Origin of the sequence: Clavibacter sp. CT19 (assembly GCF_027858075.1) — a bacterium.
Classification (GTDB): domain Bacteria; phylum Actinomycetota; class Actinomycetes; order Actinomycetales; family Microbacteriaceae; genus Clavibacter; species Clavibacter tessellarius_A.
The window spans coordinates 108,965-120,727 of the sequence record NZ_JAQHYR010000007.1; the positions used below are offsets into that span (position 1 = coordinate 108,965).

The window sequence follows — 11,763 nt, forward strand, 5'->3', positions numbered from 1 at the left end:
CGAGGAGGGACGCACGGCACGGACCCATCGGTCACCAGGTGCCTCTGCCACGCCGTGCGGCCCGGGCGCCCCCGATCCGGGGTCGCGCGACCGCCCCGCGGAGGGTCCCCGCGGGTCGTCGTCGGCCGGGTTGCGTTCTCGCCCGAGCACCTCGATAGTAGGTGAGCCTTACCTAACTCGCACGCCAGCTCGTGACCCGGACACGGCTCCACCTCGACCGTGAAGGACCCATGCCTCCCACTCCGCACGCCCCCGTCCCCCTGTCCTCCACCCTCCTCGACGACCGCCCCGTGACTGCCGGATCGGAGGCGGACCCCGCCGCCGCGCTGTTCTCCGACCGCTCGCTCCCCGGCTGGGACGCCGCGCTCCGCGCCGCCGCCGACCACGTGCGCTCCGCCGCCCGGCGCGCCGACGGCCCGTTCACCGGGATCACGCCCGACCGCCTCCGCCGCTCCTTCGCGGGCCTCGACCTCGACCGCCCGCTCGGCGGCCTCGACGCCGCGCTCGACGAGCTCGACGACCTCTACCTCCGCGACGCCGTCTGGTTCCACGACCCGTCGTACGTCGCGCACCTCAACTGCCCGATCCTCATCCCGGCCCTCGCGGGGGAGCTCATCCTCTCGAGCGTCAACACGTCGATGGACACGTGGGACCAGAGCGCGGGCGCGACCCTCATCGAGCGGTCGCTCATCGACTGGACGGCGGGCCGCATCGGCCTCGGCGACGACGCGGACGGCGTCTTCACGAGCGGCGGCAGCCAGTCGAACCTCCAGGCGCTGCTGCTCGCGCGCGACGAGGCGGCGGCCGTGCACGGGCTGTCGATGGCCGACCGGCAGCGGATGCGGATCCTCGTGAGCGAGGTCGGCCACTTCAGCGTGGAGAAGAGCGCCCGCATCCTCGGGCTCGCGCCCGACGCGGTCATCCGCGTGCCCGCCGACGACGCCATGCGGATGCGCGTCGACGCCCTCGAGCGCGAGCTCGCGCGCTGCTACGCGGCCGGCCTCCTGCCGATCGCCGTGGTCGCCACCGCGGGCACGACCGACTTCGGCAGCGTCGACCCGCTCCCCGTGATCGGAGACGTCTGCCGCCGCGAGGGCATCTGGCTGCACGTCGACGCGGCCTACGGCGGCGGCCTCCTCACGTCGCTCCGGCACCGGCGGCTCCTCGACGGGATCGAGCGCGCCGACTCCGTGACGGTCGACTACCACAAGACCTTCTTCCAGCCCGTGAGCTCCAGCGCGCTGATCGTGCGCGACGGCCGCACGCTCCGGCACGCGACCCTGCACGCGGACTACCTGAACCCCGCCGACCGGGCCCACGAGGAGATCCCGAACCAGGTCGACAAGTCGCTGCAGACCACGCGGCGCTTCGACGCGCTCAAGCTCTGGCTCACGCTCCGCACGGTGGGCGCCGACGGGGTGGGGCGGATGCTCGACGACGTCATCGCGCTCGCCGACCGCACCTGGCTCGCGATGCGGCGGGATCCGGCGCTCGAGGTGGTGGTGCGCCCGGAGATCAGCGCGCTCGTGTTCCGGTACGTGCCGGCGGGGGAGCGGGACGGATCCGCGGGGCCCGACGCGGGCGCCCGCTCGGACGCCGTGAACCGCGGCATCCGGCAGGCGATCCAGGACTCGGGCCGGGCGATGGTCGCGGCGACGCGCGTCGGCGGGCGCGCGCACCTGAAGCTCACGCTGCTGAACCCCGCGACCACGGACGCGCACATCCGCGAGATCCTCGGGATGGTCGTGGCGGCGGGGGACGCGCTCGACGCGGGGTTGGGCGACGTCACCGTGGCTGCGGAGGCCGGCCACGCCGCCGACGCCGCCCGTGCCGTCGACGCAGTGGCGGAGGTCGCCCGATGAGCGCCGCGACATCGGTCGGCGCGCCCGACCGCATCCGCGACGTCGTCGCCGTGGGCCTCGGCCCGGCGAACCTCGGGCTCGCGTGCCTCGCGGATCCGCTCGACCTCGACCTCGTCGTGCTGGAGCGGAAGCCGCGCTTCGACTGGCACCCCGGCATGATGCTGCCGAGCGCGCACCTGCAGACGCCGTTCCTGGCCGACCTCGTGACGCTCGCGGATCCGACCTCGCGCTTCTCGTTCCTCGCCTACCTCAAGGACACCGGGCGGCTCTACTCCTTCTACATCCGCGAGGACTTCTTCGTGCTCCGCAGCGAGTACGTCGCGTACTGCCGGTGGGCGGCGGAGCGCGCGCGGGGGATCGAGCTCGATCGCGACGTGCGGGCGATCCGCTACGACGAGGCCGCGGGCGCGTACGTCGTCGAGTCGGTCGACTCCGCGGGCGGCGCGCACGTGCACCGCGGACGGAACCTCGTGGTCGGCGTGGGCACCCCGCCGTGGCTGCCCGAGGCCGTGCGCGACCTCCCGGGCGTCGTGCACAGCTCCGGCTACCTCGGCGCCAAGGACGCGCTGCAGGAGCGGGATGCGATCACGGTCGTCGGCAGCGGGCAGAGCGCCGCCGAGATCTACCGCGACCTCCTCGAGGACGTGGACTCCCGCGGGTACCGGCTCGACTGGATCACGCGCTCGCCCCGGTTCTTCCCGCTCGAGTACACGCGGCTCACGCTCGAGATGACGAGCCCGGAGTACAGCGACCACTTCTTCGGCCTGCCCGCGGAGGCCCGCGACGTGCTCCTGCGCGAGCAGCGGAACCTCTACAAGGGGATCGACTCCGAGCTCATCGACGACGTCTTCCACACGCTCTACCGGAAGCGGCTCGCCTTCGACGCGCTGCGGGCGGAGGGGCGGCTGGCGCACGGCGGCGACGCAGGATCCGGCGTGCCGACGCGGCTGCTCACCAACGCGGAGGTCGTCTCGTCCCGGGCGACGCCGGACGGCGGCGCGGTCCTCGGGCTCCGGCATGCGGAGACGGGCGCCGAGCGCGAGTGGCCGACGGGCGCGGTGATCATGGCGAGCGGGTACGACGCACAGGCCCCGCGGATCCTCGACGGGCTCGGCGACCGCGTGCACCGTGACGCGCGCGGCCGGCTCGACGTGGCACGCGAGCACACGGTCGACGACGCCGGCACGCTCTTCGTGCAGAACGCGGAGGTGCACACGCACGGCTTCGTGGCGCCCGACCTCGGGATGACGGCGCACCGCAACTCGCGGATCCTGCGCGCCATCACGGGCCGCGAGACGTACGCGGTGGAGGAGCGGATCGCGTTCCAGGAGTTCGGGCTGCCGGACGACGCGCCCACGGCCGGATCGGGGGTGCTCGCGTGAGCGCGCCCGCGCCCGCGCCCGCCTCGACCGCCGCACCCGACGCGGACGCCGCGGCCGGAGCGGACCTCGGGGCCGAGCCCCGCAACGGGCTCGACATGCGCCCGCTCGATCCCGACGGCGACGCCGCCCTCGTGCACGCCTGGGTCACCGCACCGCGCGCCCGCTTCTGGCAGATGGAGCACGCGACCCTCGACGACGTGCGGGCCGAGTACCGGTCCATCGCGGCGGATCCGCGGCGCGAGGCCTGGATCGGCCTCCACGACGGCGTCCCCGCGTTCCTCGTGGAGGCGTACGACCCGGCCGACGACCCCATCGGCGCGCACCTGGATCCGCTGCCCGGCGACCGCGGCATGCACCTGCTCGTGGCGCCGCCGGCCGGCGATCCGCTGCCGGGGTTCACGACCGCGGTCATGCGGCACGTCGTCGCGCACCTGCTCCGGGACCCGGCCGTGGAGCGCCTCGTCGTCGAGCCCGACGTCCGGAACACCCGGATCCAGCGCCTCAACGAGCTCGTCGGCTTCCGGCCGCTCCGGGTCGTCGACCTCGGCGCCAAGCACGCGCTCCTCAGCGTCGCCACGCGCGACGACGCCCTCCCGCACGCCACCCCCACGGACGGACACGCCATGACCCTCACCCACGACCGCTCCCTCGACACCCACCCCGAGTCCCGGCCGGCTGCCGCGTCGAGGACCTCCGAGCCGGATCCGCGCGTCCACCGCGCCGACCACCTCCGCCCCGACGCCTGGGCCGCCGCCACGCGCCACCTCGTGCGCAAGGCGCTCGCCGAGTTCGCGCACGAGCTGCTCGTCGAGCCCGAGCGCGTGGATCCGGAGCGTGCACCCGGCGCACCCCGCACGCCGCACGACCCGCGCGCCTGGGCCGACTACCGCGTCGCGAGCGCCGACGGCCGCAGCGCCTACGCGTACCGGGCCAGGATCCTCGAGCTCGACCACTGGGACGTCGACGAGGCGAGCATCCGCCGCACGGTCGACGGCGAGCCCGCGGCTCTCGACGCCATCGACCTGGTGCTCGACCTCCGCGACCGCCTCGGCATCACCGACGAGGTGCTGCCGGTCTACCTCGACGAGATCCAGAGCACGCTCTCGGCCGCCGCGTTCTCGAGACTCCGCGACGTGCCCGACGCCCGCGGCCTCCTCACCGCGTCCTACGCCGAGGTCGAGTCGACGATGGACGAGGGCCACCCCTGCTTCGTCGCGACCAACGGCCGCATCGGCTTCGACCTCGACGACCACGACCGGTACGCGCCCGAGGCGGGGGAGGACGTGCGGATCCTCTGGCTCGCCGTGCACGAGCGCCTCGCGCACTTCGCCTCGGTCGACGGCCTCGACCGGGAGGCGTTCCTCGACGCGGAGCTCGGCCCGGTCGTCCGCGGGCGGTTCCGCGCCCGGATGGCGGACCACGGCATCGACCCGGCGGAGCGCGTCCTCGTGCCCGTGCACCCCTGGCAGTGGGAGAACGTCGTCACGGTCACCTTCGCCGGCCTGATCGCGACGCGCGACATCGTGCTCCTCGGCACGGGCGACGACGAGTACGGCGCCCAACAGTCGATCCGCACCTGGGCGAACCGCACGACGCCGGAGCGCTGCTACGTGAAGACGTCGCTGTCGATCCTCAACATGGGGTTCACGCGCGGGCTGTCGCCGGCCTACATGGCGGTCACCCCGGCGATCAACGACTGGGTGCACGCGCTCGTGACGGGCGACGACGAGTTCGCGCGCCTCGGCTTCGGGATCCTCCGCGAGGTCGCGTCCGTCGGCGTGCGCGACGCCCGGGTCGACTCGGCGCTGCCGCCCGGGCACTCCCACGGCAAGATGCTGTCCGCGCTCTGGCGCGAGTCGCCCGTGCCGGGTCTCGCCGAGGGCGAGCGGCTGATGAGCATGACGAGCCTCCTGCACGTCGACGCCCACGGCGACACGGTGCTGGGCGCGCTCATCGACGCGTCCGGGATCGGCGCCGCGGCATGGATCCGCCGCTGGCTCGACGCCTACCTCGTGCCGCTCGCGCACGCGCTGATCGCGCACGACCTCGCGTTCATGCCGCACGGCGAGAACGTGATCCTCGTGCTCCGCGACCACGTCGTCGTCCGCGTGCTGATGAAGGACATCGCCGAGGAGGTCGCCCTCTTCGACATGGAGCGCGAGCTGCCGGAGGACGTGCGGCGGATCCGCATGGAGATCCCCGAGGACGAGCGCACCCTCACGGTCTTCACCGACGTGATGGACGGGTTCCTGCGGTTCGCCGCCGCGCTCGTCGAGGACCGCGACGACCTCGGCCCCGACGGCCTGTGGCGGGTGGCGGCGGAGGCGCTCGCCGACCACGAGCGTGCGCACCCGGAGCTCGCGGAGCGCTTCTCCCGGTTCGACCTGTTCACGCCGTCGTTCGACCGCTCGTGCCTGAACCGGCTGCAGCTGCGCGACAACCGGCGGATGGTGGACCTCCAGGCGCCGGTGATGCAGATCCACGGCTCGCTGCGCAATCCGCTCGCGATCCACGCGGGGCTGCGGCCGCGCATCGGCTGAGGTCGCCGGCCCGCTCATGCGAGGAGCCGCCGCCCGCGGGTGCGGACGACGGCTCCTCGTCGTGTGCGGCGCCTCACGCGCCCGGGCGGATCAGCTCGCGGCGTGCGCGCCCTGCTCCACCGTCAGCGTGCGGCCCTCCTGGCCCTGCGGCTCGTCGGACGTGACCGCGATCTTGCGCGGCTTCGCCCGCTCGCTCACCGGGATGGTGACGCTGAGCACGCCGTTGGCGTAGTGCGCCGAGATGCGCTCGGTGTCGATGCCCTGGCCGAGCGTGAGCTGGCGGAGGAACGTGCCGGCCACGCGCTCGCGCGTCAGCCAGCGGACGTTCTGGTCGCCGGCGAGCGTGCGCTCGGCGCGGATGGTCAGCAGCTGGCCGTCCACGTCGATGTCGACCGAGCCCGGGTCGATGCCCGGGAGGTCGGCGGCCAGCACGTAGGTGTCGCCCTCGCGGTGCAGGTCGATGGGCATCGGCCGGTTCGCCTGGCGGGTCTCGGCCAGCGCGCCCATCGCGCGGTCCAGCTCGCGGAACGGATCGAAGGTCATGTTCATGCTCGACTCCTCTGATGATCTGCGGTGATGATCTCCGGGGTTGAGCCCCCTCGGCTCAACTGCGTTCAGATTAGCACTCGGAGTGGGGGAGTGCCAAGGCGTTCGCCGAGGGCGAATACCGCTCTCATCACCGGTTCAGGCGCGTCGGCGCAGGTCGCGCTCCATGCGGCCGATGAGCGTCCAGACCGCACGCGAGAGGTCCGGGTGCTCGAGCGCGATGGCGCGCAGCAGCCCGTACTCGAAGCGCGCGACCACGCCCAGCTCGGCCGACGGGTGCCGCACGCGGGCGAGCTCCTCGGCCATCCCGTCGGCCTCGAGCGCGTCCTGGCGGAGGGTCGCGACCACGTGCTCGTCCACGGTCGGCAGCTGCGGGATGACCTCCCAGGGGTCGTCGCCGTTCCGGCAGCGGTGCTCGATCACGGCGTCCAGCTCGTCGCGGGCCTCCTGGCGCAGCACCTCGAGGCTGGCGGGGAAGCGGGCGTGCACGGGCGGATCCTCTCAGGGGGCGGGCCGACGCGCCACGCGGCCGCCGTCCCTTCACGCTACGTCATGCTCCCCGCGGCGCCCGACGGGTGGCCGGATGCCGTCGGTAGCCTGGAGGACCGCGACCCAGGAGGATCCATGACCGACCACGCCCGCCCCGTCGCCCTCGTCACGGGAGCCACCCGCGGCATCGGCCGCGCCGTCGCGGAGGACCTCGCCCGCACCCACCGCGTGATCGTGCACGGCCGCGACCGCGCTGCCGTCGACGCACTCGCCGCCTCCCTGCCCGACGCCGTCGGCTGGCCGGCCGACCTCGCCGCGGGCGGCCTCGCCGGCCTCGTGCCGGCCCTCGACCGCCTCGACGTGCTCGTGCACTCCGCCGGCGTCATCGGCGGCGACGCCGTGGCCGAGACGCCCGTCGACGAGTGGCGCCGCGTCTTCGAGGTCAACGTCTTCGCCGTCGCGGAGGTGACGCGCGTGCTGCTGCCCGCGCTCCGGGTGGCCCGCGGGCAGGTCGTGCTCGTCAACTCCGGATCCGGCTTCACGGCCAACCCCACGGGCGGCGTGTACGCGGGATCCAAGTTCGCCCTCCGCGCGCTCGGCGACGCCCTGCGCGAGGAGGAGCGACCGCACGGCGTGCGCGTCTCGAGCGTGCACCCCGGACGCGTCGCCACCGACATGCAGCGCGAGCTCCGCGCCAAGGAGGGCGGGGAGTACGACGAGGCGCGGTACCTCGAGCCGGCGTCGGTCGCGCGCGCCGTGCGCCTCGTGGTCGACCAGACGCGCGACGGCACGCTCGAGTCGGTGTCGCTGCGGCCGTTCGGCGGCTGAGCGGGGGGCGGTGCTGCGCGCCGGCCATCCATCGCGCGCGAAGATCGTATTTGCAAAAGACGATCTTCTCGGGATACGTTCTCCCCATGACCTCCTCCTCCGCCGCGACCCGCGACCGCGCCGACCACGACCCCGACGTGGACGCGTCCGGCATCGACTGGGGCTCCGGCGGCATCGAGACGCAGTTCGGCTGGTCCATCCAGGCCGTCTACCAGGGCTTCGTGCGCACGGCGCAGACCGCCGTCGCGGATGTGCCGGGCGGCCCGCGCGGGTACCAGGTGCTCGTCGCGATCACCACGGAGGAGCCGTCGTCGCAGCTCGCGCTCGCGCAGCGCCTCGGCATCGACAAGACTCAGATGACGTACGTGATCGACGCGCTCGCCGCGGGCGGGCACGTCGAGCGGCAGCCGCACCCGCGCGACCGGAGGGTCCGCCAGGTCGTCGCGACAGACGCCGGACGCGCCCTGCTGGCGACGGCCCGCGTCGCGCTCGGCGAGGTCGAGGACGGCCTGATGCGCGACCTCGCCCCGGCCGAGCGCACGGCCTTCCGGCGCCTCCTCGCCCGCGTAGCCGTCGGCATCGGCGAGGCCGCGGGCCCCGCCGCCGAGCAGTCGGACGTGGCGCGCCTCGAGCAGCCCGTCGCGGCCCCCCATCGTTCGCGCCGACCGGCGCGCCGCACCCCCCGAGACGGAGAACACTCGTGACCACCTCTTCCCCCGCATCCGCATCCGGCGCCGTCGTCGTGGCTGGCGCCACCGGCGACATCGGCCGCCGCATCGTCCGCGAGCTCCTCGCGGCGGGCGCGCGCGTCCGCGTGCTCACCCGCCCCGGCAGCAACGCCGCCCGGGACGCGTGGGGCGATGACCCGCGCGTCGAGGTCGTCGAGGCGGCGTACACGGACCGGGCCGCGCTGATCCGCGGGGTCGCCGGCGCGCGCGTCGTCGTCTCCGCCGTGAGCGGCGCCCGTGCCGTGATCGTCGGGGCGCAGCGCGCGCTGCTGGCCGCGACCGTCGCCGCCGGGGTCCCGCGCTTCATCCCGTCGGACTACTCCGCCGACTACCGCCGCGTCACCCCCGGCAGCAACCGCAACTTCGAGCTGCGGCGCGAGTTCTCGGCCGACCTCGACGCGGCGCCCGTGCGCGCGACCTCGGTGTTCATCGGCGCCTTCGCCGACATGCTCACCGGCCAGGCGCCCATCGTGCTGTTCGACCGGCGCCGCGTCCTCTACTGGTCGTCCGCCGACCAGGTGCTCGACTTCACGACCAAGGACGACACGGCGCGCGTGGTCGCGCTCGTCGCCCTCGACGACGACGCGCCCCGCGCGGTCGAGGTCGCGGGCGACCGGGTCACGGCGCGCGACCTCGCGCGCATCATGACCGAGGTCACCGGCACGCCGTTCGCGCTGCAGTGGGCGGGATCCACGGGCGTCCTCGCCACCGCGAGCAAGGCGATGCGCCGCCTCGGCCGCGACGAGCAGGAGGCCTTCCCCGCCTGGCAGGGGATGCAGTACCTCGTGAGCATGTACAGCGGCGAGGCGGAGCTGCGCCACGTCGACCGCGAGCGGTTCGGCGCCCACACGTGGACGGGCGTGCGGGACGTGCTCGCCGCGCACGTCGAGGAGCGCGCGGCGACGACGGCCGCGTAGCGCGACCCGGGCGGGGACTCGGGCGGGACGGGACGAAGGGCGGCGGGGCGGACGGACGCGGCGACGCGCCCGGCCGTCACGTCACGAGGCCACGGCTCGCTGGGTGCCGCACCCAGACGGCGGTGGTTGGGTGGGGCCGCGCCACGAGCGCCGCGGGCCGGCCGTCCGACCGCCCGCACCCCGAGAACGCAAGGAGACCCATGACTGCACGCAGCATCCAGTGGCAGCTGGCGAAGCGCCCCACCGGTGAGCCCACCCCCGACGACGTCCGCCGCGTCGAGGTCGACCTCCCCGACCTGCAGGACGGCGAGGTCCGCGTCGAGAACGAGTACATCTCCGTCGACCCCTACATGCGCGGCCGCATGAACGACGTGCCGTCCTACGTGCCGCCGTTCCAGCTCGACGAGACCATGACCGGATCCGCGGTCGGCCGCGTCGTCGAGTCCCGCTCCGACGACCTCGCCGTCGGCACGCTCGTCAGCCACATGCTCGGCTGGCGCGACGTCGCCCAGGGCCAGGCAGGCGGCTTCCGCCCCGTCCCCGAGGTCCCGGGCGTGGCATCCTCCGCGCACCTCGGCGTGCTCGGCCTCACGGGCCTCACCGCCTACGTCGGCCTCACGCGCATCGCGTCCATCAAGGAAGGCGACGTCGTCTTCGTCTCGGGCGCGGCCGGCGCCGTCGGCTCGATGGTCGGCCAGATCGCCCGCCTGCTGGGCGCCTCGCGCGTCGTCGGCAGCGCCGGGACGCCGGAGAAGGTCGAGCGCCTCACGTCGCAGCTCGGCTTCGACGCCGCGTTCGACTACCACGGCGGCGACCTCGAGGGGAAGCTCGCCGAGGCAGCGCCCGACGGCATCGACCTCTACTTCGACAACGTCGGCGGCGACCACCTCTCCGCCGCGCTGGGCGCGCTCAAGGACGGCGGCCGCGTCGCCAACTGCGGGTCGATCTCGACCTACAACTCCACGGGCGAGGAGATCGCGATCCGCAACACGGGCCGCATCGTCACGCGCGGCCTCACGCTCCGCGGCTTCACCCTCGGCAACCACCAGGACCTCGCGCCCGAGTTCGCGGCGAAGATGGGCCCGTGGCTGTCCGAGGGCCGCATCACGGCCGACGAGACCGTGATCGACGGCATCGACCGCGCGTTCGAGGCCTTCACCGGCCTCATGCGCGGCGAGAACGTCGGGAAGATGGTCGTGCGGACCAGCGCCTCCTGACCCGCACCTCCCTCGTGCCGTCCTCGGGGAGCGTCGGCGGCGCGTCCGCCCGGCGCTCCCCGTCGTCGTCCGCGGGCGCATCCACCGGGTTGCGCGCCTCCCGCAGCCGCCGCCCCTCGTCCTCGAGGAGCGCGCGGCGGCGGGCGAGGCGCTCGGTCCGGGTCGTGTCCCGCACCGCCAGGCGCAGCGCGTGCTCCGCGGGGATCCCCGCCTGCAGCTGCCGGGCGCGGATGATCTCCACGTCGAGCTCGCCGCCCAGCACGAGCGACAGGTTCCCGATGTAGAGCCACAGCAGCAGCACGATCACCGCGCCGAGCACCCCGTAGGTCGACTCGTAGGTCGCGACGTGCGTCACGTACGCGACGAACCCGGCGGTGCCCAGGCCCCACGCGACGATGGCCACGAGGCTGCCCCAGGTGAGCAGGTCCACCCGCCGGCGGCGCAGGTTCGGCGTGGCCGCGTACAGCACCCCGATGATCCCCGTGAGCAGCACCACGAGCAGCGGCCACTTCACCACGGCCCACACCACGAGCGTCGTGTCGCCGAGGCCGAGGTGCTGCCCGAGCGCCCGGGCGCCCTCGTCGGTGAGCAGCAGCATGCCGACCATCACGACGCTCACGACCAGCAGCACGATCGTCACCGCGAGCATCAGCGCCCGGTACTTGACGAGCGGACGCCCCTCCTCCGTCTCCTGCACGCGGTTCATCGCGCGGCCGAACGCCGTCACGTAGGCGGCCGAGGTCCAGAGCGCGCCGAGGAAGCCGACCGTGAATGCGATGCCGGAGCTGGGGCCGTCGGCGAGCTGCTCGACGGGGTCGCGGATCACGTCGACCGCGGAGCCGCCCAGCACGGCGGTGAGCACGCCGAGCACGCCCTCGACCCCGGCGCGCGTGTCGCCCACGAGCCCGATGAGGCTGAGCACGGCGACCGCGGCGGGGACGAGCGAGAGCGTGGAGTAGAAGGTGAGGCTCGCGGCCATGTCGATGCCGCGGTGCTTCATGACGCCGTAGACCGCCCGACGGCAGGCGTACCAGCCGAGCTCGCGGCCGATCCGCTGGCGGCGGTGCAGGGCGCGCTCGTCGGCGTCGCCGTCGGGGCGCACGGCTGCCGCGGCGTCGGGCCCCGTGCGCCCGGCGACCCCGAGCGCGGCGACGCGTCCGCGCGCGAGGTCGGCGGCGCGCGTGGCGGCGGCGGTCGGGCGGACGGGCATGCCTGCCAGTCTGACCCACGGCCCGGACTCCGCCGCGCCCTCGA

Annotated in this window: 10 protein-coding genes; 7 read left to right on the plus strand and 3 right to left on the minus strand. The window is 74.4% G+C overall.

Features of this window, described 5'->3' with window-relative positions; translation table 11 throughout:
* Positions 1 to 230 precede the first annotated feature (230 nt).
* From PED38_RS09995 to PED38_RS10005, 3 genes are read left to right on the plus strand one after another with little or no spacing between them, the layout of a single operon-like run.
* On the plus strand, positions 231 to 1,862 hold the full coding sequence (locus PED38_RS09995) for a pyridoxal phosphate-dependent decarboxylase family protein (protein WP_270981065.1): 1,632 nt from the start codon (positions 231 to 233) through the stop codon (positions 1,860 to 1,862).
* Positions 1,859 to 3,244 (plus strand): lysine N(6)-hydroxylase/L-ornithine N(5)-oxygenase family protein, encoded by a 1,386-nt coding sequence (locus PED38_RS10000; RefSeq protein ID WP_270981066.1) that lies wholly within the window; start codon positions 1,859 to 1,861, stop codon positions 3,242 to 3,244. The genes PED38_RS09995 and PED38_RS10000 overlap by 4 nt, the downstream gene beginning before the upstream one ends.
* On the plus strand, positions 3,241 to 5,784 hold the full coding sequence (locus PED38_RS10005; RefSeq protein ID WP_333720443.1) for a GNAT family N-acetyltransferase: 2,544 nt from the start codon (positions 3,241 to 3,243) through the stop codon (positions 5,782 to 5,784). Before PED38_RS10000 ends, PED38_RS10005 begins: the two co-directional genes overlap by 4 nt.
* Positions 5,785 to 5,874: 90 nt before the next feature.
* On the opposite strand, the gene PED38_RS10010 is transcribed toward PED38_RS10005, so the two are convergent.
* On the minus strand, positions 5,875 to 6,333 hold the full coding sequence (locus PED38_RS10010) for an Hsp20/alpha crystallin family protein (protein WP_012038780.1): 459 nt from the start codon (positions 6,331 to 6,333) through the stop codon (positions 5,875 to 5,877).
* 135 nt (positions 6,334 to 6,468) lie between these two features.
* Positions 6,469 to 6,819 carry a hypothetical protein gene (locus tag PED38_RS10015; protein ID WP_270981071.1) on the minus strand — a complete coding sequence of 117 codons (351 nt, stop codon included), beginning with the start codon at positions 6,817 to 6,819 and terminating at the stop codon, positions 6,469 to 6,471.
* A 135-nt stretch (positions 6,820 to 6,954) separates the two neighbouring features.
* Between PED38_RS10015 and PED38_RS10020 the strand changes: the two genes are divergently transcribed.
* The 4 genes from PED38_RS10020 to PED38_RS10035 all read left to right on the plus strand — a co-directional run bounded on the left by PED38_RS10020 (position 6,955) and on the right by PED38_RS10035 (position 10,509).
* Positions 6,955 to 7,647 (plus strand): SDR family oxidoreductase, encoded by a 693-nt coding sequence (locus PED38_RS10020; RefSeq protein WP_270981072.1) that lies wholly within the window; start codon positions 6,955 to 6,957, stop codon positions 7,645 to 7,647.
* Between the two features lie 86 nt (positions 7,648 to 7,733).
* Entirely contained in the window at positions 7,734 to 8,351 is a 618-nt protein-coding gene (locus PED38_RS10025) for a MarR family winged helix-turn-helix transcriptional regulator (protein WP_270981073.1), read from the plus strand.
* Positions 8,348 to 9,292, plus strand: a complete 945-nt coding sequence (locus PED38_RS10030) for an NmrA family NAD(P)-binding protein (RefSeq protein ID WP_270981074.1) — start codon at positions 8,348 to 8,350, stop codon at positions 9,290 to 9,292. Before PED38_RS10025 ends, PED38_RS10030 begins: the two co-directional genes overlap by 4 nt.
* Before the next feature lie 200 nt (positions 9,293 to 9,492).
* Positions 9,493 to 10,509 (plus strand): NADP-dependent oxidoreductase, encoded by a 1,017-nt coding sequence (locus PED38_RS10035; protein WP_270981075.1) that lies wholly within the window; start codon positions 9,493 to 9,495, stop codon positions 10,507 to 10,509.
* Here PED38_RS10035 and PED38_RS10040 read toward each other — a convergent pair.
* Positions 10,457 to 11,719 carry a YihY/virulence factor BrkB family protein gene (locus PED38_RS10040; RefSeq protein ID WP_270981076.1) on the minus strand — a complete coding sequence of 421 codons (1,263 nt, stop codon included), beginning with the start codon at positions 11,717 to 11,719 and terminating at the stop codon, positions 10,457 to 10,459. The two genes, PED38_RS10035 and PED38_RS10040, sit on opposite strands and share 53 nt — an antisense overlap.
* Between the last annotated feature and the right edge of the window lie 44 nt (positions 11,720 to 11,763).